Origin of the sequence: Shewanella sp. BF02_Schw, from assembly GCF_014596695.2 — a bacterium.
GTDB lineage: Bacteria > Pseudomonadota > Gammaproteobacteria > Enterobacterales > Shewanellaceae > Shewanella.
Map to the genome: position 1 here is coordinate 147,866 of NZ_JABKAW020000003.1, position 25,023 is coordinate 172,888.

Annotated in this window: 22 protein-coding genes and 1 pseudogene; 8 read left to right on the forward strand and 15 right to left on the reverse strand. The window is 41.0% G+C overall.

The window, feature by feature from the left end:
- Positions 1-130: 130 nt before the first annotated feature.
- The 5 genes from HNW13_RS13320 to HNW13_RS13340 form a co-directional block, all read right to left on the reverse strand.
- Positions 131-310 carry a hypothetical protein gene (locus tag HNW13_RS13320; protein ID WP_192115963.1) on the reverse strand — a complete coding sequence of 60 codons (180 nt, stop codon included), beginning with the start codon at positions 308-310 and terminating at the stop codon, positions 131-133.
- Positions 311-389: 79 nt separating this feature from the next.
- Entirely contained in the window at positions 390-1,841 is a 1,452-nt protein-coding gene (locus tag HNW13_RS13325; RefSeq protein ID WP_192115964.1) for an ankyrin repeat domain-containing protein, read from the reverse strand.
- A 111-nt stretch (positions 1,842-1,952) separates the two neighbouring features.
- A complete protein-coding gene (locus tag HNW13_RS13330; RefSeq protein WP_192115965.1) occupies positions 1,953-4,031 on the reverse strand; it encodes a hypothetical protein in 2,079 nt (692 codons plus the stop codon).
- Between the two features lie 957 nt (positions 4,032-4,988).
- Positions 4,989-5,300, reverse strand: coding sequence for an EthD family reductase (locus HNW13_RS13335; RefSeq protein WP_182745289.1), 312 nt, complete (start codon positions 5,298-5,300; stop codon positions 4,989-4,991).
- 283 nt (positions 5,301-5,583) lie between these two features.
- Positions 5,584-6,432, reverse strand: coding sequence for an AraC family transcriptional regulator (locus HNW13_RS13340; protein ID WP_192115966.1), 849 nt, complete (start codon positions 6,430-6,432; stop codon positions 5,584-5,586).
- Positions 6,433-6,824: 392 nt separating this feature from the next.
- Between HNW13_RS13340 and HNW13_RS13345 the strand changes: the two genes are divergently transcribed.
- Positions 6,825-7,481 (forward strand): glutathione S-transferase, encoded by a 657-nt coding sequence (locus HNW13_RS13345; RefSeq protein ID WP_101088001.1) that lies wholly within the window; start codon positions 6,825-6,827, stop codon positions 7,479-7,481.
- Positions 7,482-7,633: 152 nt separating this feature from the next.
- Here HNW13_RS13345 and HNW13_RS13350 read toward each other — a convergent pair whose 3' ends face one another.
- From HNW13_RS13350 to HNW13_RS13360, 3 genes are all read right to left on the reverse strand, one after another.
- Positions 7,634-8,392, reverse strand: coding sequence for an ATP-binding protein (locus tag HNW13_RS13350; protein ID WP_101087999.1), 759 nt, complete (start codon positions 8,390-8,392; stop codon positions 7,634-7,636).
- A gap of 430 nt (positions 8,393-8,822) precedes the next feature.
- The gene (locus tag HNW13_RS13355; protein ID WP_242445193.1) at positions 8,823-9,707 is read right to left on the reverse strand and encodes a DMT family transporter; all 885 of its coding nucleotides are present in this window, start codon (positions 9,705-9,707) and stop codon (positions 8,823-8,825) included.
- Positions 9,708-10,064: 357 nt separating this feature from the next.
- The gene (locus HNW13_RS13360) at positions 10,065-11,771 is read right to left on the reverse strand and encodes an AMP-binding protein (protein ID WP_101087995.1); all 1,707 of its coding nucleotides are present in this window, start codon (positions 11,769-11,771) and stop codon (positions 10,065-10,067) included.
- A 583-nt stretch (positions 11,772-12,354) separates the two neighbouring features.
- Here HNW13_RS13360 and HNW13_RS13365 point away from each other — a divergent pair.
- The 3 genes from HNW13_RS13365 to HNW13_RS13375 all read left to right on the forward strand — a co-directional run bounded on the left by HNW13_RS13365 (position 12,355) and on the right by HNW13_RS13375 (position 18,020).
- Positions 12,355-15,690, forward strand: coding sequence for an MHYT domain-containing protein (locus tag HNW13_RS13365; protein ID WP_192115967.1), 3,336 nt, complete (start codon positions 12,355-12,357; stop codon positions 15,688-15,690).
- A 14-nt stretch (positions 15,691-15,704) separates the two neighbouring features.
- Positions 15,705-16,700 (forward strand): two-component system response regulator, encoded by a 996-nt coding sequence (locus tag HNW13_RS13370; RefSeq protein WP_192115968.1) that lies wholly within the window; start codon positions 15,705-15,707, stop codon positions 16,698-16,700.
- Positions 16,701-16,814: 114 nt separating this feature from the next.
- On the forward strand, positions 16,815-18,020 hold the full coding sequence (locus HNW13_RS13375) for an MFS transporter (protein WP_101087993.1): 1,206 nt from the start codon (positions 16,815-16,817) through the stop codon (positions 18,018-18,020).
- A gap of 274 nt (positions 18,021-18,294) precedes the next feature.
- Here HNW13_RS13375 and HNW13_RS13380 read toward each other — a convergent pair whose 3' ends face one another.
- A complete protein-coding gene (locus HNW13_RS13380) occupies positions 18,295-18,615 on the reverse strand; it encodes a hypothetical protein (protein ID WP_208062876.1) in 321 nt (106 codons plus the stop codon).
- On the opposite strand from HNW13_RS13380, the pseudogene HNW13_RS13385 reads away from it, so the two are divergent.
- A pseudogene (locus HNW13_RS13385) lies at positions 18,604-18,834 on the forward strand (IS110 family transposase); the annotation flags it as partial. The gene HNW13_RS13380 and the pseudogene HNW13_RS13385 sit on opposite strands and share 12 nt — an antisense overlap.
- 33 nt (positions 18,835-18,867) lie before the next feature.
- Here HNW13_RS13385 and HNW13_RS13390 read toward each other — a convergent pair.
- Positions 18,868-19,164, reverse strand: a complete 297-nt coding sequence (locus HNW13_RS13390; RefSeq protein ID WP_157822829.1) for a hypothetical protein — start codon at positions 19,162-19,164, stop codon at positions 18,868-18,870.
- Positions 19,165-19,403: 239 nt separating this feature from the next.
- Between HNW13_RS13390 and HNW13_RS13395 the strand changes: the two genes are divergently transcribed.
- Positions 19,404-20,657 carry a cation diffusion facilitator family transporter gene (locus HNW13_RS13395; RefSeq protein ID WP_192115970.1) on the forward strand — a complete coding sequence of 418 codons (1,254 nt, stop codon included), beginning with the start codon at positions 19,404-19,406 and terminating at the stop codon, positions 20,655-20,657.
- An 8-nt stretch (positions 20,658-20,665) separates the two neighbouring features.
- Positions 20,666-21,073 (forward strand): MarR family transcriptional regulator, encoded by a 408-nt coding sequence (locus HNW13_RS13400; protein ID WP_101087986.1) that lies wholly within the window; start codon positions 20,666-20,668, stop codon positions 21,071-21,073.
- 177 nt (positions 21,074-21,250) lie between these two features.
- On the opposite strand, the gene HNW13_RS13405 is transcribed toward HNW13_RS13400, so the two are convergent.
- The 5 genes from HNW13_RS13405 to HNW13_RS13425 all read right to left on the reverse strand — a co-directional run bounded on the left by HNW13_RS13405 (position 21,251) and on the right by HNW13_RS13425 (position 24,411).
- Positions 21,251-21,586, reverse strand: coding sequence for a DUF6488 family protein (locus HNW13_RS13405; RefSeq protein ID WP_101087984.1), 336 nt, complete (start codon positions 21,584-21,586; stop codon positions 21,251-21,253).
- 69 nt (positions 21,587-21,655) lie between these two features.
- Entirely contained in the window at positions 21,656-22,177 is a 522-nt protein-coding gene (locus HNW13_RS13410) for a hypothetical protein (RefSeq protein WP_011637972.1), read from the reverse strand.
- A 13-nt stretch (positions 22,178-22,190) separates the two neighbouring features.
- The gene (locus tag HNW13_RS13415; RefSeq protein ID WP_101087982.1) at positions 22,191-22,889 is read right to left on the reverse strand and encodes a HupE/UreJ family protein; all 699 of its coding nucleotides are present in this window, start codon (positions 22,887-22,889) and stop codon (positions 22,191-22,193) included.
- 156 nt (positions 22,890-23,045) lie between these two features.
- The gene (locus HNW13_RS13420) at positions 23,046-24,026 is read right to left on the reverse strand and encodes a M56 family metallopeptidase (protein WP_192115971.1); all 981 of its coding nucleotides are present in this window, start codon (positions 24,024-24,026) and stop codon (positions 23,046-23,048) included.
- 1 nt (position 24,027) lies between these two features.
- The gene (locus tag HNW13_RS13425) at positions 24,028-24,411 is read right to left on the reverse strand and encodes a BlaI/MecI/CopY family transcriptional regulator (RefSeq protein WP_101087978.1); all 384 of its coding nucleotides are present in this window, start codon (positions 24,409-24,411) and stop codon (positions 24,028-24,030) included.
- Positions 24,412-24,821: 410 nt separating this feature from the next.
- Between HNW13_RS13425 and HNW13_RS13430 the strand changes: the two genes are divergently transcribed.
- The gene (locus HNW13_RS13430) at positions 24,822-24,995 is read left to right on the forward strand and encodes a DUF6435 family protein (protein WP_157822828.1); all 174 of its coding nucleotides are present in this window, start codon (positions 24,822-24,824) and stop codon (positions 24,993-24,995) included.
- The last annotated feature ends 28 nt before the right edge of the window (positions 24,996-25,023 follow it).

Consider the following 25,023-nt stretch of genomic DNA (forward strand, 5'->3'; position numbering starts at 1 on the left):
ATGAGGTTAATACACTCGATTGAATCAGCATTTGGCTCCGCGAAGCGGCTTAGTTCGACGCCTGAATAACAGGCTACAAATTGTGGGCTATAATTGAACGAAGCGAAAAAAACCGCTGTTGATTTGCCTGTCAGGCTGAATGTACCTCATTATTTAGATATTTATCAACTGCCTTATCTAATTCAGATAGCTCAATAGGTTTTATGGTATAACCGATTTTTTCTGCAACTGCCAACATAGATACACCACCTTCGATTCCAAGCTTTTTACCTATTTCACTAAGGCTGACTGGTTGGTTTTTATTATTCATTTTCAATCTCCAAAATTAAATTATAGCACTGCCATGGGGGAAAGAGATTCAAAAACTAAACTCGATATCCTTTTTAATCTCAACATCCATCGGCGTTATATTTAGATCCCTTTGTGCATAATAACGCTACAACGTTTGCATGCCCTTGCTGCTTGGCGCGCATTAAAACGGTTCGGCCTTTATTATCGCGAAAATTGACATCTGCACCTTGGGATAATAGCAACTGCATGATGCCGATGTGTTGCTTGTCGGCAGCGTAGAGCAATGGCGTAAAATGCTTATTATCATATCGATTAACCTCAGCACCATGGGAGAGGAGTGTTTGCACTATATTGAGCTGAGCTTTTTCTGCCGCAGCCATTAATGGTGAAAAATCATCACTGTTTGTGCCATTAACATCAGCTCCGTTATCTAGTAAAAGACTAATAGATTCAATATCGTTATGCTCAATGGCCAGTAATAGTGGCGTCATCTTACTTTCAGCGCTTTGTAACTCAGTTTCAGCGCCATGTGAAAGCAATAAACTGACCATTGCCACATTGCTAGTGGCAACCGCATATAACAAAGGAGAGGTGCCGCCATTATCTTTGATATTTATATCAGCGCCATGGTTGAGTAATAACGTGACTATGTTTAGGTGCGATCGATTTGCCGCCCAGTTAAGTGCGGTATGGCCGGTTCTATCTTTTAAATCCACACTGGCACCTTGTTTAAGCAGTGTATTAACCACGTTTTCATGACCACTCAATGCCGCTAGCATTAATGCTGTTCGCCCTATTCTGTCTTTTGCTCTGGCATTTGGGCTTGATCCTTGCTTGAGTAATGCTTTTACCGCTGGCTCGTCGCCAAATGCGGCTGCATGAAGTATTCCTTTGCGCTGTTGGTTAATCATCGCACGTGTTTTGACCTTATTTGCTGAAGCATCAACCGATGGTTTATTTGTCTGTACATCACTATTTTGTTCGGTTGGTTTAGTCTGTACTGGAGACGTATCAGCTGGAGTAGTCTCTATTGATTCAGCCGGAAAGCGTGGCGGATTTTGATATTGCTGATGTTGTGGGTAAGCCGAGTCTCCCTCGCCGCGGTAGCCAGGAAAACCTACATCTGCACCACTTTTGCGCTGGTTATCTATGATTGATGGCGCTTTTGATTGACTCTCTTGGTTGTTGATTATGGGTTGAGCATCAGATACAACCTCCTTCCCGCCACGATAATTGGGATCACCTTTGCCAAGCTTGGGCATATTTTTTTGGTAATCGTGACCCATTGCCGGTTTTTTCGCACTTTGTTTAGGCGCTGGCGGGGTTACTGCAGGGTTTGCTATAACTGGCGTGACTGGCTCTGTCGAAGTTACTGCCGACGTTACTGCCGGAGTTTTGATAGCTGGTGTGACTAGCACCGGCGTGGTTGCAGTAGCCGGTAGAATGGTAGTTGCCGGTTGGATTGGATCGCTGTTTTCTTCAGCGAATAACGAGGTAATCACCGAGGATAAAATAATGGCCGAGACAAAGATTATTCGTATGATGCGCATTTGCTATTCCTATCTTCTAAGTCTGTAAAGACCGTTAATAACAATATCAATAAGGTTAAAAGGAGAGAAACAAAAGTTCTCCCCTTTGATTCACCTGCTAATCCTTAATTATCATCTACGGATTTTTGTTGTTGCGGTGGCAGTATCGTTATCACTATTAAGATCGCCTTCTGCTGTCACCGTCGCCGTCCAGCTAACAGCGGACGTTCTGATGATGTTGGCTGTCCAACTTGCATTTAATGAAATCGTATCTCCTTCATCCAAATCGCTGAAAGCCATCGGCGGCAGTTCAATAACCACGCCTTGGTTAGTGACTCCAGTAATGGTTACCTCACCACTGACACTACTGGGTTTAAGATTGCTCACATCGACAACCATTGCCACCGTTTGATTAAAGGACACTGTAGCTGATGCTGCAAAAGCAGTCAGTGCAACATCGACATCAGTATTCACCACAGGAACTTCGCCTTCATATTCGATAATGAGCTGTGCGTTATATAAGGCTGTTGATTTACTATCGCCCTTAATGTAAACCGCAAGGTCAAAATCTGACGTCATCGGTAAACCATTGCTGGTAACCGCCGGTTCGCCGTCCTCAGTGACAATAGTGACATACTCATTTGCTGTCACATCAACCCAACCTCTACTGGTTGCCAGCGGAGATATTTCTCCCTCTTCCCAATCCAGTAAATTGATCACTGTGGTCGTTGGCGTACCGACCTCATACTTAATGTTTTCTTTGGCAAAAGGCGGCGCGCTACATTCAATCAACGGGATCTCAAGTCCTGGCAAGTCTTGACCAAACTTATTAGGTTTAAGTCTCCAGCGAGGGCCTGAAACAAGCTCACCGAGCGACGCATTTGGCAGTGCACTACCGATGAAATCCTGAATTTTTGGGTCAGGATTGGCATCATAAGACCATTCAAATGGGTCACGATTGATGGTGGTATAGTAAGCATTAGAATAGCCACCAGCGAGATCTGATGAGAATGCATAAGGGTGCTCTGCAGCGCTTTCACCTGGTGTAGCCAAAGGGTCCAGTGCTTTAGGGGTATTCTTTAATATTGTACCGACACCGATAAAGGATGGATCGAAAGCGCCACTTTCAGTATCGATTATATCGCTGTCGCCTTCATAACACGGAACAGTACTTTTCCATACGGCTGCGTCACCATCACCTTCAATTCTATAGGAAGGCTTACGCCCTGTTGCAGCTTCATTTTCCAAGTCTTCTGGACGAAGTTGGTCATTAGGGTTATTGGTGATCCAGTGATTAACCACAAGCTCTGCTCGAGTAACGACAAAGTTTTCTGTGGATGTTTTCCATTCTTCAGGAAGCGCCAACTGGGCATACATGCGGATATCGTTCGGCCGTTTATGTATTCCGCCCCAACCATAAAGTGGCTTACCATCATCTTTAAGCTGCACGGAATAATCACTGCTTAAGGCGATGTTATCGAGCATGTTGGTCTTGTCGTTAGGAAACATCTGGCACCCTTCAGGTTGGCCATCTGTTTCACAGGGTATCGCATTGGTTAAGCGATAGGCTTGTTGTCCACCCACTAACACTTGAACATTATCATCTAGTGGCGCGCCAGCGCAGTCATACGACAGAGTGCCGTCTGGGGTTGATATAATGGCTTGGGTACCGTCCGGGCTGGCAAAAAAGTATGGAATGGTCTCATAACAACTAAGCGCATGTTCCATAACAGTATAATGCTCTGTTTCACATTTTACCGAGGTGCCACCGAGCCCTTGACACCATGTTCCTAATGGTGGTTTTACCTTGTATTTTTCGGTGGCGGCATTGGCAACTTGAATACCAATCACCCCTCCGCCTTCGTCAATATTACCAACGAATCCTTCGAGGTAATCACCATTGCGCGCTTTGGGCTGCGCGCCCAGAAAATCAACCACATAAAAGCCAAACTCGCTATCCACTGGATATAACATCACCCCCGACTTGTCGATAAGCGCTGGATTATCATCAGGACAACTCACTGGGCCAAGGCCACAAATGATCGTTTGGTCGTCTGCGAAGGTCACTCCATTCAACCCTCCCAGTACGTCATTAACAGAAAACACATGCACTGGCGATTCATAAGCCACCGCACTTCCTATTGAGGCCAGCAATGCTAAAGAGATAGCAAGGGCAATCGGCCTTTTATTAAAGTATTTAACAAATAACATAACAACCTCCTGTAATTATTGTTGGGGTTAAACTAGTTAGACATAACGACCTCCTGGATTTATTTTTAACCAAAACACGTCAGCTCAGTGTCAACACCTACACGCACTGCAAATTAACAAACAGGTCGTCATTCGATGATGAAATGAATGACAAGTAAGTAATAAGTAGTAGGTTATTTTTACGGCTACATAATGCTATGTCTCACTTTTACAGCACTCGAGATATTTACTTATGCGCCTGCTATTAACCATAGAAAAATCATGCTTAAATTCAAGAGGCAAAAAATCATAAAAGTAACGCTAAACGCGTTTTTGGCGGGGGAAATCCTTCAACATCAATCTATTAAAATAATACGGGGTCAGATCAATAAAAAGTCATATTTTCATCTTTACTACTCAATAGGTTAGCTTCGTAATTCTTTTGAATGACACCTAAATAAAAATAGCGAGATCGGACAAAATAGGCTGTATTGGCTAGTAACATCGAAATGAATCAGGCGATGATATTATGGAGACAAAAACCACGTTTTAGATACTACCAAAAGGTTATATTGAAGCGAAAACAGGGTGATTTTAACGAATAGATCATACTAAATAATTATTTGTTTTTATAACTTATAACAATAAATACCTACAAAGTGATACTAAATCATTTTAAGTTTGGTGCGCATTGTTAATGGTCAAATACACACTTTAGATAACAAAAATTATAAGTGGAGTACAAGTTGCAGATTGAATAAAAACCACCGTTTTGGAACTGTCACTCCGATGCAAGTATCGATAGTAACTTCACCAATAGATGGGCTTGGAATAAAGCTGCGGTGATACGCATTTATAGTCAACAGTCGCATCGCGAATTAGACGGTAAGGTTAATACCAATGCGTCCTAAATGATTTTATTCATTTAAGACGCTAAAATGGCAATGCTAGGGTAACGTGCATCAGACAGGCATAATATTATTGAGCTATGTTACTAATTTGTATCACGGGATGGGTATTTGTGAAATTAACTATATCTGCCGCTATCACAGCTTGATGTGGGCCAAATGATTGTTTAAATGTTTCTACAGATTCAAATGTAAGATGACCCATTGCGATGTACATTGGAGGCTCACCGGGTACAACACTAGCAAGGCCAAGGTCTGCACTGGCTGAAATAAGTGCTTCCCCGACTAAATCTGCAACAAGTGGTAAATGGGTTTTACAGTAGTAATCCATATCGAAAGTAGCACTTTCACTATTTGGGTACAATACACTGACTTTAATCATGACATTCTCTCTTTTATTAATCGTTAAGTTCTACAGTATTCAAACATAGTGGCGACAGATTAACACTTTGACGAAAACCTTATCTACACAATGCCCTGTCACCATATCGTTTTTTAAAATTGTTGCCCATGCTCATTGCTTCGTTTGCAAAGTGTTAGTTACATTTAATGAGGCTAGTCTACGCAACAACTTGTATAGGTACTTATCAGAAAAGCTCAGTTGATGGTCACTTTAGTCCAAAACGAATTAACGCGATCTCTTAAGGAATTGCCGTTGCTACATATTAAGGGGATTGCCGTTGGCGATACTCAGACGGCGAGCAACCGATATGTTTTTTAAACACACGATTAAAGGTTGATATAGATTCAAAGCCTGTTTGAAAAACAATGTCGGAAACCCGAGAGCTTGGTTCGTCTAGCAAACTAATGGCTTTATCAATTTTTAATTGGCTGATATGTTTTTTAGGGGACTGTCCATAAACCTCGTTGAATTTTCGTTTGAAGCTTGACACACTCATATGGCACAACGCGGCCAATTCATCGATGCTTACATCACTGAATAAGTGATGTTGGATAACTTGTTCGAATTTGACAAAATTAGGCTTAAACATCGATGCTAAAAAATCTAATTCTGATGGGGCTGACACCTTTTGGGTCATCAACAACACAAATTCACGTAACTTGGTTTCTATCATCAAGGGCGTTACCAAATCAGGTGTGTCGAGCAATATAGAAATACTGTCCCGAAAATGTGTCAACAATTGGTCCACTTCTACTTGCTTTAAGTCGTAATCGACTTGATAGTCCGATTGGGTGAAATCGAAATGGAATAAACGTTGAAAAATATCGGGAAACAAAAAAACACCAATCACCTCACCACGGCCTTGCTCTAACTGGCCACTTACGGTTTCATAGAAATAATTGACGCATTTGGCAAGTAAGCCAATATCACGGTTTACCGTCAATACTCCTGTTGAAGTACGCACCTGGTACTCACCTTCGGTAAAAAAAGCAAAACATGCTTCGTTAGACGCAAATTCTCGAGCAAAACGCTTAAAAGCTGGAATAGTAAGTTTTTTAAAAACAACATGACCTTTGTATTCAAGTGTTTTCTCAATAGAGGAACCCTGCATGAATGAACTACCGCATAATTGAACAGTCGTTAAAGTATGTAATACAGCTGTCTTTTACGCCAGAGGTTTGTGGTTCAAGACCTAACCTTAAACGAAAAATCGCGCCATAAGTGTTGGATAACAAGGCGCAGTGTCTTATATCTCGTAGCGTTATTCGCTACCTATATCAAGGTAATTAATACTCTATAAAAACTGATTTTTAATCGTTTAATACTCTTGTTCTGAAGTTAATCATTTAACACTTAACCTAGAAAAATGAGCTTCAAACAATACATTTGAATCTTCAAAAAAGACTCCCGTAATCAATATTTAAAGGGTTAGGTATTAGTGATAAAATGAACAGGATCATTTTGCTAACTGCATTACCTGACTGAGAGATAATAAACAACATCATGGTATTACCTGTACTCTATTCGTTGAGAAATTGTCCTTACGCAATGCGCGCCAGACTGGCTATTTATGCATCCAAACAGCAAGTAAACCTGCGCGACCTAGTGTTAAGCAACAAACCTGCAGAAATGCTTACGGTGTCGCCCAAAGGTACAGTGCCAGTTTTAGTCACCACAGATAATCAGGTCATCGATGAAAGTTTATCCATCATGCTATGGGCTTTTTCACAAACAGACCCTGACGATTATGTTAATAAAGCAACGCCAAACGCGTTAACTGAAATGTTGGCGGTTATTGCGATATTTGATAATGAATTCAAAGGACATTTAGAGAAATACCGCTGCTCTAAACGTTACCATGAACCGTCGCTTATAGAAGATAGACAACAATGCGAGCGTTATCTTGCTGATCTCGAATCAAGGCTTTGCCAGCACTCATATTTAATGTCTGACCAACCAAGTTTGACAGATTTAGCATTAATGCCGTTTATTCGTCAGTTTGCCAGAGTTGAGCGACAATGGTATTTACGATCACCCTACCCCAAATTACGACAATGGCTTAATCACTATTTACAGAGTCGAATGTTCAGCAAGGTGATGGTACAAAACCCAATGTGGTTAGACTCAAAACAAGAAATTGTTTTTGGGGCCAATGTATAAGGCTGGCTTGATAAGCCAGTCATCAAAACTCGCGGCGACAACATTAAAATATTTCGCCTCAGAATATGAACTAACAACCGTCTAAAATAAAAATCATCTAAGATAACAATCATCTAAGTTAAACGTCATCTAAGATAACAATCGATAGCCTATCAACCTTGTGTATCGCTGAGTAAGTTGGCGTAACGTTCCATTGGAATACTCATTTGCTCTTGTAACGCTTTGCCTTTCGCCAGTAGATCGTGTCTTTTTATCGCAGGAATGTCGCTTTTGAATGCGAGCACAATGGTATTGCCGCTTTCGACGTCAAAACTGAGTAATCGATTTTCAAATTCGAGCGCGAGTAATTCATCTAGCTCTTGGCGTAATTCAGCTGACGTATGCCAGATATTGAGCACCAAAACCCCTTGTTGATTGAGTGCATTTTTACAATCGTGTAAGTAGGATGATTGTACTTGTTTCGGCTCCATACCTTGTGAGTTGTATAGATCTGAAAAGATAATATCGCTTTTTATGTCGGTATTTTTAATGTAATTCACCGCATCGTCAATATGAATAGCAAGACGATCAGTTTCAGGTAAGTAAAAAAACTCTTTCGCAGCCTTCGCGACGGCTTCACGGTATTCAACCGCGTGTACCTTCAAATCGGCGAAGCTACTGAGCAATATCTTAGCCATTGAACCTGCACCCAGCCCCATGATTGTGGCTGTTGTTACTGCGGGAATAAAAAATAAACCTGCCATCATGGCTTGGGTATAGCCCAGATGTAATCCATTAATATCATTGATTTTCATACAACTTTGATAGATTTTTCCATCAAAACTGAGAATGCGGCTGTTTCTTGTTTGATAAACATAAATGGGGCCGTGCTCATCTGCTGTAGATGAAATGCAGGTTCCTTTGATATCCATGGTATTTTTGATACCTCTTAAATATGGGGCTGTAGCGGGTAAGGCAGTATAACGGAAAATAAGCTTAGGTCTTTGTTATTGATTTTTATCGTTTAATAAATGAAAGTATTTAGTGAGTAGCCACTTTTATTTGCTACCGTTGTCACGCAACAAAATATGACATTTCACGCTACAGAGTATGAGCTTTAGATCAAAAACCTCCGATTTACAAAAATGAACCTTGCACCGTTAATTTAACGTTAGTCGCTTTTTATCCGTCATCAAGCTTATGCGAAACATTTTATCTATCATTAATGTCTATCGCTAATATCTAACCTAGTAATGTCTAATCTAATAATCTCTAACTTAATAATATCTAGCCTAGTAATCTCTAATCTTATAGTGTTTAACTTTGTTATGCCTTACCGCAGAGTGAATCAATTCACTCTGCTCATGCGCTATTTTTTATCAAACTTGCTGAGACTGTTTTACGGGTTTGAATTAGGGTATATCCGCCACTTAATACCACCAGCAGGCTTCCAAGTAAGGTTGCTAAATCTGGCGATTCTCCAAATATAAATATCCCCAAACCTAAGGCAAATAATAAACGGGTATAACGAAAAGGAGAAATAACCGATACATCGCCCGCGCGCATAGCAATTGTGAGGGCATTATACGCCATCACCCCAAACACAATTGCACCGATAATTTGCGCTGCTGCAGTGGAACCAAGTTGTAATGGCTCGTTTTGGTATAATTGTATGGCAATGCCTGCTGGAATTAGCACAAAAAAACCATACACCCCAAGTTGCATATTAGACAACACCGGCGAAGCAGCACGAGTTGCTAAATCGCGGCCCGCAAAACCTAAGGTCGCGACAACCGCAAATAAAGACGTTGCTTCAAAGCCATCAAGACCAGGGCGAATAATCATCAACACGCCACAAAAACCAATCAATACGGCAATCCAGCGTTTAAAACCAACCTGTTCACCAAACAATAAAGCTGCACCTATCATTGCTATTAACGGGGTGGCCTGCAAAATGGCCGATGCACTTGATAAAGGCGTTAGCGTGATAGCCAATGCAAAACAGAAACGACCAATAACTTCGCACACCGCACGGATGAGTATTGGCGTAGACAATATCGCTGGGTGTAAAATTGTTTGCCCTTTACGCCAAGTCAGCAGCATAAAAATCAACATTCCGCCCAATCCAAATAACGCTAAAATCAGACCAATAGACGTGGTTTCGGCTGCCGATTTAATCAGCATGTCTTCAATAGAAAATGCTGCCATCGCGGCAACCATAAAAAGACTACCTTTAGTATTATTCAAAATAACTCCAACAATGGGTCGATTGTATCCAGCTGAAAAAGCGGAAAAGCTGACGAACTCAGCCGATAAAAATATAAGCCGGCAATGGTATCACTCACCAAATGCTATCGAGAAAACATCATTTGTTTACAATTGTGTTTAACTCAAACCTAAACTCAAACCTAAACTCAAACCTAAACTCAAACTGTTTATCGAAAGTAAGGCTGTTTCAATTATGCCAATGCTTATGACACAGCTATTTAATGCGTTACTTGTCTGTGCGTGTAATATCAATTTCACTTGCAAATATATTGCCCATTAATGTTAAAGCCCAGTGCGATAACTCAACACTGGGCTTTAATGACTACACGCAAAATATCAATTTATGGCTTCATGTAACTCTTGATACATCAACTCACGCATCTTAAATTTTTGAATTTTCCCCGTCACTGTCATTGGGTATTGGTCAACAAACTTGATGTAGCGCGGTACTTTAAAATAGGCAAACTTTTCGGTTAAAAAGTGACGAATATCGTCTTCGGTGATGTCGGCATTGGCACGGACCTTAATCCACGCGCATACCTCCTCGCCGTATTTGTCACTCTGCACGCCAAACACGGCAGCATCCTGCACGTCCTTATGGCTATAAAGTTTTTCTTCAATTTCACGCGGATATATATTCTCACCGCCGCGGATAATCATGTCTTTTATACGGCCAACAATTTGCACATAGCCTAATTCATCCATTTGGCCGATATCGCCCGAATGTAACCAGCCTGCGCTGTCGATGGTTGCAGCCGTTTTGACTGCATCATTCCAATACCCTTGCATGATGCAGTAACCTCGACTGCACACTTCACCGGGTTGACCAATAGCAACCACGTCGCCAAACTCATTGATGATTTTCACTTCGGTATGCGGCAATGCTCTGCCAACGGTGAGCACTTGTTTTTCGATTGGGGAGTCAATTTCAGTAATGTGATTTAACGGGCTGCATTCGGTTTGTCCGTAACCAATTAGCACTTCTTTCATATACATTAACTCTTGTACTCGGCGCATGACTTCTTCGGGGCATGTGGCGCCCGCCATAATGCCTGTGCGCAATGAGCTAAGATCAAACTGGTTAAATTGTGGATGTTCTAATTCGGCAATAAACATGGTTGGTACGCCATGTAGAGCTGTGCAGCGCTCATTTGCGATTACTTGTAACGTGGTAAGAGGATCAAAAGATTCACCGGGATACACAGCTGCTGAAGCATGAATAACACAGGCTAAACTGCCTAACACCATGCCGAAGCAATGATATAAAGGAACCGGCATACATAACTTGTCAGTTGAGGTAAAGCCCATGGCGTCAGCCACTAAATAAGCGTTATTTAAAATATTGTGATGCGATAACGTCGCGCCTTTAGGGCTACCTGTAGTACCTGAGGTAAATTGAATATTAATCGCATCATGAGTATCGAGAGCGTCAGCAATGGTGGCCAACACATGTTGAGCTTCGTCGTTAACCTCCAGCAGCAAATCATTAAAGTTGAGCATGCCGGGTGTACGGTCGGTGCCCATTCGAATAACATACTCGAGTTCAGGCAGTGCGAGTGTAGTGAGCTTACCTGCTGTGCTGGTGCTTAACTCTGGCAGCAACTCATTTAACATCTGTAAGTAATCACTGGACTTAAATTTATCGGCACAAATCACTGCTCGACAGCCCACATTACTTAAAGAGTATTCCAGCTCTTCAGGCCGATAAGCCGGATTAATACACACCATAATGGCACCAATTTTAGCCGTAGCAAATTGGGTTAAACACCACTCAATATTGTTAGGAGACCAAATGCCGACTCTATCCCCGGGCTGAATACCTAGCGTTAATAAGCCGGTGGCAAGCGCATCAACCTTTGCTTGAAACTCACGGTAATTCCAGCGGATTTGTTGATGATGAACGACTACCGCAAGATTGTCTGGGTAAGCACTGGCAATATCATCAAAATATTGACCAATGGTTTTATCGGTAAGCGTCGTTGAAGTGACACCATGATATTCACTTTGAGTAAGCGGTAGTTGTGCTTGATGTTGATTGACCATTAAAGCCTCCTTGCATGTGCTTCGTCATGCTCAAGCTAACCAATTAACGGCCTGACTCACAAGTAAAAAAGCACTACATTAGACTAAAGAGGCATGGTGAGTAATGTTTACAACAAAGGCTAATATTGACAGTAAAGCATTCATTTTTGTCAGTAACGGTTTGATGATGATGTCTAAACAACCTTATTAAAACGACTTTTTAACGCCCCCTAAAAACAATAAACAAAAGTGAACGACGAACTGGAGTGATAACCGGAGCGATAATTGAAACGATAGACGAAATCGAAAAATTAATCATAGCCCAAACTAAATACCTAAATACCTAAACACCTAAATACCTAAATACCTAAATACCTAAATACCTAAATACCACCGACTATTAACATTATTACAACAACATCATGTAAGTTAACTACAGAATGGAATTGAAAAACACAAAACTATTAACCACAACCCGCACTAAATCATTTAAACGTTGATCTAGCGCAAGCTTTAGTTAAAAATCGAACAAATACTGATGTTTTTTAATTCCAAGCCGATAGCTTCCTTATACTTATCTAAAAGTGACATTCATCTAATTATTATGCTTGAGACAATTCGCACACTCTTTTCCGTTACAGATGAAAGCCTTTTAGTCGTTGGTGACTTTCAACCTATAGTCGTTTTCATCTCTATCGCTATCGCGGTTTTCGCCTCGTTTATGGCATTACAAGTCGCGTCGCAAGCGGTATTAACGCTCAATAAATATAAACGATACTTACTCACCAGCTGCGGCAGTATTGCACTTGGTGGCGGTGTGTGGTCGATGCATTTTATTGGCATGTTAGCGTTCAGTTTATGCACTCCAGTGAGCTACGATTTCGGCTTAACCGCGTTATCGTTTATTCCGAGTATTGCCGCATCTTGGGTAGCCTTAAATGTCATATCAACAGCCAAACCAAAACTAAGCCAGTTTGTGGTGGGCGGTATATTGACCGGTGCAGGTATTGGTACCATGCATTACGTCGGCATGGCGGCTATGGAAATGGCTCCTCTACTACGTTACGACTTATTCTATTTTGGCTTATCAATAGTTATTGCCATTATTTTGGCCATTGTCGCACTGTGGATACGTTTTAGCTTGAACCATCTAGGTCGCTTTACCTTAAGTGAATTACATAAAAATGCGATTGCGGCGATGGTGATGGGTTGCGCTATTTCCGGCATGCATTACATCGGTATGGCTGCAGCTCGTTTTGTCCGCCCACCAGGATTTGAATTTTCTGAACAAACCACAAAGATGTCACTGTATTTAGGCATTGCCGTTGCCACGATTACGGTGGTGATTATTTTATTGGTGTTAGCCGTCAACATGCTGATTAAATACCAAACCTCGTTACACCAAGCCAAATTATCTGAAGCACGCTACCGCGCGACCATTAGTACCGCCGTTGACGGTATCATTACCTTTAACGCTAAAGGGCGTATTGAAAGCGGCAACCGAGCGGTAGAATTACTCCTGGGCTGGCGACTTGAAGATGTGTGCCACCAAAATATTCGTGACTTTATACCAGGCCCATTTATCGAAGAATTTAACGCCCGTTTAGACAGTTTTTTTAACCACAACATAGCGCAGCAAAAAAGTACTGGCCGCGATGTAGAAGCGCTACATGTTAACGGTACGGTCATTCCGGTTAGGGTATCTATTGGTCATGCATGTATTGAAGGTAAAAGCCTGTTTGTGATGTACATAAGCGACTTACGTCATCGTATTGAAATGCAACGTGCACTAATTAAAAGCGAAGCCCAGTTTCGCTCACTTATCGCCAATATTCCCGGTATCGCCTATCGCTGTTTAAATATTGAAAACTGGCCGATGGTATTTATTAGCGACGCGGTTGAAAAGATCACCGGTTATCCAGCAAGCGACTATATAGGCGCAACACCAAAACGTCATTTTTACCAACACGTACACCCAGATGACCTTGAGCAAATAGGTAATCAAGTCGTCACAGAGCAAGTGTTTAAGCTGGAATACCGTATCTATAATGCCAACGGCGATATTCGCTGGTTGCTCGGTTATGGTGCTCATGTTGACGGGATAGATGTACAAGATAAATGGCTCGACGGCTTTATTATGGACATCACCGATCGCAAAGAAATGGAACAATCTTTATTAATTGCCAAAGACAAAGCGGAACAAGCAGCATCAGCTCGTTCGGCATTCCTAGCGAACATGAGCCACGAAATCCGCACCCCAATGAACGCCATTATTGGCTTTAGCGACATTTTACTCGACGATTCGCTACCCGCTGAACAGCAAAAGCATTTACGTACCATTAATCAGTCTGCTAAGTCTTTATTGCACCTATTAAACGATGTTCTCGATAGTGCTAAGTTAGATAAAGGCAAGTTCGATCTCGAATTACGCGATTTCTCTGTTATTGAAGAAATTGATTCGGTGGTATCGACATTATGGTTACAAGCTAGCTCTAAAGGTCTGTTTTTAAATGTGAATGTATCAGCAGATGTGGCAATGTCCTATCATGGTGCTCCAGATCGAATTCGTCAGGTATTGACTAATTTAATTGGCAATGCGATTAAATTTACCGCCGAAGGGGGTGTCAGTATCGATGTGAGCGTTAAACCAAGCGGTTGCATTGAATTTGCCATTAACGATACCGGTATTGGCATGACGCCAGAACAATTAACCTTAGTGTTTGATGCCTTCGCTCAAGCAGATGCCAGCATGAATCGTCGTTTTGGTGGCACCGGTCTTGGTACGACCATCAGCAAACAATTGGTTGAATTAATGGGTGGGAAAATTACCGCCAAAAGCACATTTGGCCAAGGCAGTTGTTTTGGTTTTGCCTTGCCATTAACCGCGCCCAAACACATCAACAGCACGTTGACCCCGTTAACAAACAGTCACATTAAACCATTGGCCATTTTGATTGTTGATGACATTCAGCAAAATATTGATTTGCTTACCATTATGATGAAGCGCCAAGGTCATAGCATCATTACTGCCCGCGACGGTAAACAAGCCCTACTGCGGATGCGCAGCGACAAAATTGATATTGTATTGATGGACGTGCAAATGCCTATCATGGACGGATTAACCGCCTCGCGTACTCGTCGTGAACAAGAGCAAAATGAACAGTTACCGCATATGCCAATTATTGCATTAACGGCCAGCGTATTGCCTGAAGACAAAAAAGCAGCCTTGGATGCCGGCATGGATGGTTTTGCCAACAAACCTATCGATATGATGCTGCTTAATCATGAAATTGCCCAAGTATTGAAACTTGAACAAAGCAATGTGGCCGTCGATAACCCCGCTGTTGATATCGACAACAGGCAAGTGGTTAATGAGAAAAAAGGCGCTTCGATGTGGGGAGATCAAATGACTCTCGTGAAAGAAATCAGCCTATTTATGACTAAACAACACGATAGCAACCAACAGCTTAAACAATTAATACAAACTGCCGACTGGCCAGCTATTAGTCAACAACTGCATGGACTCAAAGGGCTGTCTGGCAATTTAGCTCTAATGCAACTGACACGGTTATTTAGCGATGCTGAACGCTCAGCCATGACAAAATCCAGCACAGAATTACTGACCTTGCTGCCAAAGATTGAACAGGCTTTTGCGCGCATCGCAGACTATCTTAGCACTCAAGATATCAGTCAACACCCAGATAAAGCCGCAGAAAAAGATCCTATGAGCGTCGGTGAGTTCATCCAAATCATTAACCTTATTCGCTTAGCTGCAAAAGAAAATCAATACAATGAACACGATGTCGATACACTAATTGCAGCCACTCCGTCGGCATACCGACAGCAATGTATCTACATACAACATGCTCTAGACAACTTTGAATTTGAACAAGCAATAACACAACTCAATACTCTTGAGTCCGATGTTACTGCACAGTAAAAAGACTGAATTGAATGATATATAACAACCAAGACCGTATGCCGACAATTCTAGTTGTCGACGACGAGCCCGCTAACCTCAGAGTATTAAAGAAAATGCTTGAGGATCAGTACAGGCTGATATTTGCTAAAAGTGGCGAAGAAGCTCTGCGTTTAATTGAACGCGACCTGCCTGATTTGATTTTACTCGACGTGATGATGCCAGGTATGACTGGTTTTGAAGTCTGCCAACAACTAAAAACAGAGCAACGCACCAAAGCAGTACCGGTCATTTTTGTTACGGCGTTAAGTGACGAAGTAGATGAAGCCAAAGGCTTTGATGTTGGCTCGGTAGACTACATCACTAAACCCGTGTCCCCAGCGGTGGTTAAAGCACGTGTTCGTACTCATTTGTCTTTAGTGCAAGCAGACGATTTGCGCCGTACTCGTTTACAAGTCATTCAACGCTTAGGCCGAGCATCAGAATACAAAGACAACGAAACCGGTATGCATGTGATGCGCATGAGCCATTTTTCTAAAATCATTGCCCTCGCCTATGGTTTATCAAAATCGGCCGCCGACAATTTACTCCATGCAGCACCAATGCACGATATTGGTAAAATTGGTATTCCCGACAGCATTATGCTTAAACCGGGTAAGCTCACCGATGAAGAATTTGCCATCATGAAAAAGCACCCTGAAATCGGCGCCGAAATTCTAGGTGAATCAGATTCAGATTTGATCGCCTTAGCCAAAGTCGTCGCCATGACTCACCACGAAAAGTGGGATGGTAGCGGCTACCCTCATGGACTTAAAGGTGAAAATATTCCTATTGAGGGACGTATTGTGGCAATAGCCGACGTATTTGATGCTCTCACCAGTAAACGCCCTTACAAAGAAGCATGGACTGTCGACAAAGCCATGGCATTTTTACATGACCAAAGCGGCATACATTTTGACCCGCAATTAGTGACATTATTTCAGCAATCTTTACCCAGTATTTTATACATTAAGCAGCGCTGGCAAGACTAATATGCCGTAATTGGCACGTTAGTTTTTGTCATGCACAAACGGGCTTAGCTCAGTGGTTTAGCCCGACATCAACTGTTAAATTCACCGTATTTTATATCATCACTAGGATTTTTTATGACACCGGCTGCAGCATTACCAAGCCAACTGAATACTACCGCCATTTTGTTAGTGTTAGCCTTAGGCACATTTATATTGGGATTATCAGAGTTTTCGATGATGCCAATGCTGCCATTAATTAGTGAAACATTTTCCTCAACACCGTCACAAAGTGGTTATGCCATTAGTGCTTACGCGATAGGTGTTGTTGTCGGCGCCCCTATTTTAATGCTGACCACAGCCAACATGAAAAAACGCCATGCCTTGGCAATATTTCTGACCTTAATGTTTATCTCTAATGGCTTAAGTGCCATGGCAACCTCACTTGAACAGCTTATTGTATTTCGCTTTTTAAGTGGCCTACCCCACGGCGCTTATTTTGGTGCCGCGATTTTATTGGCTGCCGATATTGCCCCTCAAAATAAACGTGCAAGCTATATGTCTAAAGTGTTTATGGGCCTAACCATAGCCACTATTGTAGGGGTTCCCATAGTCACTTTAGTCGGCCAAAACTTAAGCTGGCGCTATTGTTTAGCGGGTGCATCTGTCCTCGCCTTAATTGCATTAGTGTGCGTATATGTGGTGATCCCTAAAATTGAAAACAACCAACCGTCAAATTTAATCAATGAGTTTAGCGTGTTAAAGAATAAATTGGTTTGGTCAATTCTTGGCATTGTGATTATTGGCTTTGGTGGTGTATTTTGCATTTACACTTACATTGCCGATACCATTTTAGTGGTGACTGAAACGCCGGCATACACCATTTCAATCGCGATGGTAATGTTTGGTATTGGTTGTACCTTAGGCAATTACGTACTAGGCAAAGCAGCCGATCGCGCCGCCTTAAAAACCACTGGTATTGCTTTAGTTTGTACGATTATATTTTCGCTTGCTTACGTCAGTGCCAGCCATAATATTTGGCTATTGTATGGAGTAATTTTCTTTATTGGCTGCAGTGTGGGTTTAGCGACACTGATTCAAACCTTACTGATGGACGTATCGCCAAATGGTCATGCGATGATAGGTGCATTAGTACAATGTTCATTTAACACCGCCAATGCTATCGGCCCTTGGGTGGGTGGCATGTTTATCGCACAGGGTGCAATGCCTAACGAGACAGGTTATGTAGCGGCAGTGTTATTTGCTGGCGGCTTAATGATGTGGCTGTTAAGTTATCTGCAAATGAATAAGAAAAAGGCTCAACTGGAACAATGTTCTGCATAATCAGGCTTTAGAATTTATTCTTTAACGAATTTTTATAACAAATAATCTAACTAATTATCTAACTAACTCCCTAACGAATTATCGAACAAATTGCCGGGCTCAATACCGATAACATTGTCGGTAACATTGTCGATAACATTGTCGATAACCGTTAGGGTAAGTAGTTTGAGCGTCTGAGAAACACCTATCTCGGCGACTTATCAAACCATTAAAAGCGTCATTTATATTACGTGATGAAAATGTATCGATATCAATAATGTAAATTAATTAACTATTATTTAATCTCAAATTTTTGCATCCATTTATCACAACGAGCGTCATCAAGCTCTTCATAAAGATGCAGTGCAGGTAATAATTCAAGCTCAAAACTTTCCTCGCTATCATTAGCTATAGCGGTTAACAGCATGGTAAACCAAGCCGTTATTCCACCTTGAGGTGACGCCTTTAATCGAGGAAAACTAGGGTCAGTTGCAGTGCCAATTAACCAGTCTTTCGCAAGTTCAGGGGCTATAACTAACGCACGCGCTAATCCAACAAAATCAACATCGCCACATTCTATTACTTTTAATGCCTGAGTATAGGTTTTAAAGGCCATCGAAAAATTCAAGGAGGACGACACCACGTTAGAACCGTTTTATACATGGCCATGATGTCAGCGATACAATCTAACCTCGTTTCCAAAGGGACTTATCAGCGATTAGTTGCTGCAGAAAAACCAAACAAAGTGGTTATTGTAGCCTACATCAGAAAGATGGTTATTAGCTTAAATTCGATGCTAAGAGATGGTGTTTTATGGGAAGCGCCAAAATCTTAAATTAACTATTGACGCCATAGTCTCGTATTAATATTACTCTTTAATACGCCAACCTTTTGATTTTATACATGAAGCGTTTGCGCTAAAAAAAGATAAAAGTTGAATACTAGCAAAAGCGACTTCAAGCTCTTCTGAGTTTTCATTTAATGTTGCACTACTAACACCTTGCCTAGCTTCTAACGCACAATCACTCGCTTCTTTTCGAAACAGTTCGTTGTCAGCTGACATCTCACCGTATTCGTTATGAACAACAATTGGTGGAGTCGTAGAGCAAGAGCAAATCATAGACAATATAAATGCCAAAGAAAGTATTCTTGTGTTTATAACCATAACTTTTCAACAAATCCTCGTAATGCTAACGTTTCACAGTAAAACATTTCTAGCTTTATCTCTTGCAATCTTACTCCCTCCCCTGAAAAAACTGCAATGCTATTATTAATCAAAAAGATAATCCGAAACAAGACTCTCAAATCAGCTTTTTGAATGCTTAAAATTGATAACTAACTTATTTACTTTGATTATCAAACAATATAACATCGAGAATTACTTGATAATCAAACTATTTTCTTATGAATAAAATTGCCGAAAAATATATCCACCAACACAATTTCACCTCCGTTAACGAGCAAAATGTCAAACGTACTTGGTATGTGCTTGTTATCACAGTCATCACCATGGCAATCGAAGTGATAGCGGGTACGATATATGGCTCTATGGCCTTGCTCGCTGATGGCTGGCATATGGGGACTCACGCAGCCGCTTTTTGTATTACGCTATTCACCTATAGCTATGCAAAAAAGCATGCTAATAGTGACCGATTCTCTTTTGGCGTAGGAAAAGTCGGCGTTCTCGGTGGATATACAAGTGCAATCGCATTAGCCATTGTCGCTATTATTATGCTGGTTGAATCTCTACACCGTTTATGGTCACCTATTGAGATCCAATTTAACCAATCAATTCTTGTGGCTATCGTAGGCCTAGTCGTCAACATCGCCAGTATGTTTATATTGGGTCATGAACATCACGGCCATGACCACGGTGACCATAAACATCATAGTCATAAGCATGATGACCACAAACTTCATAGCCATGAACATGATGACCACGAGCATCATAGCCACGAGCATGATGACCACAAACATCATAGTCACGAGCATGATGACCACGAGCGTCATAGCCATGAACATGATGGCCACGAGCATGATGACCACAAACATCATAGTCACGAGCATGATGACCACAAACATCATAGCCACGAGCATGATGACCACGAGCATCATAGCCACGAACATGATGACCACAAACATCATAGTCACGAGCATGATGGCCACGAGCATCATAGCCACGAGCATCATAGCCACGAGCATCATAGCCACGAGCATCATAGCCACGAGCACCATAATGGTAACGACCACAATCTGAAGGCAGCTTACTTCCACGTACTCGCTGACGCATTAACATCTGTGTTAGCAATTTGTGCACTTTTGGTAGGAAAATTCCTTGGATGGTATTGGTTAGATCCCATCATGGGAGTCGTTGGTGCGGTGGTGATTACTAAATGGGCTTTAGGTTTAATGAAGCAAACGAGTCCTATTCTATTAGATGAAAATATCGACGAAGATTACCAATTAGACATTGTTAACACCATTAATGATGAACAAACCAAGGTCACCGATATTCATATTTGGAGAATTAGTGCCGACCACTATTCTGCCTCTATCGCAATCTGCACATCCACAGATACCAACGTTGAATCATTTAAACACTTATTGAATAAGTTTGATAAGCTAAGCCACTTAACTATCGAAGTGAATTACTGCTGAGGCCCTTTATGCATTCTTTGAATAATTTAATCATAGAGTTTTACGACAAACTGTCTTCTTGGGAGCAGTCTGTCGTTAAAGATACCGGTTATTCACTGGCACAAGTGCACACCATTGAGGTGTTAGGCTCTCACGGTTCCATGAGAATGAAAGAGCTAGCAGATAGGCTTGCAATTACCACTGGCACCTTAACGGTTCAGGTAGAGAAACTGGTAAATTTTGGACTCATTACTCGCTCTCCACATGAAGACGATAGACGTTCAATATTAGTTGGATTAACAAGCGAAGGCATTGCGCTCCATAAGCACCACAATCGCATGCATATACAACTGACAGAAGATATTACTCGTCATTTAGATCAAAATTCGATAGATGTTCTGACCAAGAGTTTTGAAAAAATGAACCAAGAATTCTAATCTTCAGATTGTAGAATATGATGTTACAACGTCAAATGAAGTGCGAATAAGATAACAAGTAAATCGTTTTTATATCAGTATATTGGGCGTGAAAAATAATTTAGCTAGTGCTTGTTTTGTTTTTGAATCAACGTTAGTTTTGGACACACGAAGTTTGTGTCCAAAACTATTTATCAATTATTTAAAAGTGTTACTTTCAGATACTGCCATGACTTCACCATCGTCAGCAATTTGAAAATATAACGTCTTTTTATCTTCTGTATTAGTGGCACTCACAATATAAACGCCTCCTGTAACGCTAAAGACCGTTACATCAGCAACGGTAATATTTTTCCATGATACCGGAAGCTGACCAACCGCATAGCCGAAGTCCTTAAATGTCATTTGTTTTGCAGACTTGATGACAACACTGATGGCAGCATTATCATTCATATGGCCATGGCTTGAATGTGCCAGCGAATAACTGCTGATTAAACAGCTCAAAAGCACCATTGTAAAAAGTAATGTTCTCATAAATTTCTCCTTATTATTTTAAACCGATCATTTTAAACCGATTATTTTAAACCGATCATTTTAAACCGATTATTTTAAACCGATGACTTTGTATTGTCCTTTTACCAATAACTGTACTGCTACCGGTTGATTAGACTTATTTTTCCAATACCATCCGTGGGAACCAGCAAATGGTGCCGTAAAACTACCTTTCATATCAGCCGACGTCGCGATGACATAACTTTCGTAATATCCTGAGGTATCTCCCTTTGGCTCACCATGGAGGTCAACAAATAAAGCCGTCCCATCTGTTATCCATTCATAGGTCATTTTTTCAAATTGTTGCATGTCGAATTTATATTCTATTCCACGCCCTGCAGGTACCATCACTTCTATCGTTTGAAACTCATTAGAGCCTTCGGCAGGAGCGCTTTGTTGTACTTCTGGTTCTGCCGCTTGCGCTAATACTGTGACACCTATTTTTTGTCCAATTCCAGTCGGATCAATGTTGTATTCGGCGGGTAAAATTAGCGTAACTAAAACAATGCCTGCTACGACAATCGCCGATAGAGCGGCTTTAATTAACGTACTGCTGCTGACTGTATGTTGCATATTTATCTCTTTTTTATTTATTAATTACGTAGCCAGTCAGTTGATACACAATCAACATGACACCCGCGCTCATTAGTAGTGTGTTTGTAAGCGTAGAAAAACGCTGAAATGAAGGCCATTTTCGCCATACATTAATGACAATCAAAATAACCACTAGCGCAGCAAATTGACCCAGTTCTACCCCAATATTAAAGGCCACTAGATTGGTAAAAAGGCCTTCTTTTGGTAAATTAAACTCCTGCAACTTAGTCGCTAAACCTAAACCATGAAACAATCCGAAAATTAATACTGCCCATTGGGTATTAGGCTGCCAATTAAAGCAACGCTTAAAGCCGCCTAAGTTATCAAATCCTTTGTACACGACAGATAAACCAATAATCGCATCAACGAGGTAGGCATTAACTTGAATATCACCTAAAACACCAAGTAGTAAGGTAGTGCTATGGCCAATAGTGAACATCGTGACATATAAGAAAACATCCCGGCTTCTATATAAGAAAAAGATAACACCAACCAGAAATAATAAGTGGTCATAGCCGGTAATCATGTGCTTAGCACCAATGTAGAGAAAAGGTACAAACTGCACGCCACTATTTTGTTCTAAAAAAGCTCGAGTGTTGTCATCAACCCCATGGGCAAATACGTCGATACTGATAAAAGCACAACCAATGAGGATTGCGAACAAGCAATAGCTTGATAATTTACTTAGCATTGGATGGCTCCAAAGTGTCTGTTTCAGTCAAAATAACTTCCTTATGGGTATGTAACATTCGATATAGTGGAGTGTGGTAAGCAAAACAAATAAATCAGTTGGTCATCGGTTTTTTACTTTTACGGTTCTAACGAATTGATTGATTCATAGTCTGATTTAATGGATGAAATAAGTTTCAATTAGATGGTGAAAACCATCTACCATTAATACCGTAAACAGCATTGCAGTTAGAAAACACAGTCCCGTAAATACCAGAGTAAGTTCGGATATTTGGCTCCGTGGTGATAGAAGCTTTTGTACCCGCAAAGTAATTTGATCATGACTAAAATGACTAACCACACTCCCCTCACAACGATGAGGAAACTGACGTTGTTTCTTGGCGACTGAAATTAATGTTTGTGCCACATCAAGGTTATCGTGATAACCCGTTACGGCGGAGTCTGCTTGTTGTTCTGTGAGCAAAGTAAAATGCTGTTGTAAAATGCGCCGAATTGGCTTTGGATAAAGCAGACAGAAAAAAGAGTAAATACTTTTAAATAGAGGATCTCTTGCACGTACATGTGCTAATTCATGTTGGATAATGATATCCAGAGCCAATGGTTCAAGTTGTTGAAGTAATCCAGTGGTAAGATAAACCCTAGGCTTGATCAAGCCAATTGTAAAAGCTGCTGGAATGCTTGATGCAATAGAAAAAATAGTCTGATTATTATCACAACTTATAGGTTGCACATCTGAAAATTTAAAAAGGTTGTGCATCGCGATTGAGTGTCGACGAATTTGAACAAACGCAAGGTTAACCATCACAGCCAATATGAGGGCTGCAACAACCAACGTTAAGCCATGCCAGCTTGTAAACTTGAACACATCAATATGGTGCCAATGAGCAATTTTTTCCATCAAAGCGATTACATTATTAGTATCTTGACGTGGAAAAAATATGACAACGCAACATAAAGCTATCCACCAAGGCGCGGTTGCTAATAGCCATAACGTTCGATTTCGAGCAATAAAACCAAATGAATTGAGGTTATTTTTAATCAACGGGATAATGGCAGATATTAATATCGTCACGATAACGAAAGCCGTTATTGCAACACTCATTAAATTCAACAAAATAGCCTCGTTACCCTCTAGCATCTTATATTTTCCTGCTACGTAACTGGCGTTGCTGTTCGATAAGTTTTTCCAACGCTTCAAATTGAGCATCATCGAGATTGGCTGACGAGGAAGCAAAAGCAGCAATAAGACTATGCTCGCCATCTTCGATAAAATCGGCTGTAACATCTGTAATTAACGTGGCGATGAGCGATTCACGATCGACTATAGCGGTATACAAATGTGCATGCCCCTGCTTAGTTCGGCTTAACAGACTCTTCTTAAATAATCGATCTAATGTAGTTTGAATCGTGTTTAACGAGTTACCACGACTCATCCCAACTGCAATATGAACACGCTTCGCATCGGCTTCTTTTTCAGACCAAAGGAATTGAAGTACTAACTTTTCTAGATCGCCTAATTGCATTACAAAGTTCTCTTAACAAAGTACGCAATAGTATGTCAAACTAAAAACCTATCGGCAATAGGTTTTTGAAAGTGTGAGTGATAGAGAATCTATCACATTGATAATTAATAATAATTTATCACTGAAACGATTTCTATTTTAACCTCAGAGTTAGTAACTCTAACGATAATTTAGCAGCACTAATCTTTCGATGCCGTTCATTACCAGCACGGTAATGATTTGTTTTTATAGTGAAAATGAATCAATATCCATAAGGCCAACCACAATATCCTTTGAGCAATAACTCGCTGTATCCTCAGTAATACGATGTGCATAACGAGGAACATAGTGGAAAAGAGCGTGAATGATATTGGGCTGAAATCCCACAGCACTCGTACCATATGCAAATAATCATCACTAAGGGTTACACAATGTTTTCATTTTTAAAGCCAGACCCAGTCAAAAAATTACGTAAAAGCTATGATTTAATACTCGAACAAGCCATGCAAGCCCAGCGTAAAGGCGATATTAAAACCTATTCATTACTCACGGCTGAATCAGAACAGGTTTGGGCTAAAATTGCCGCTTTAGAAGCTGCAAAATAAAGGTCATTTGTTTTGCTAACAAGGCGCA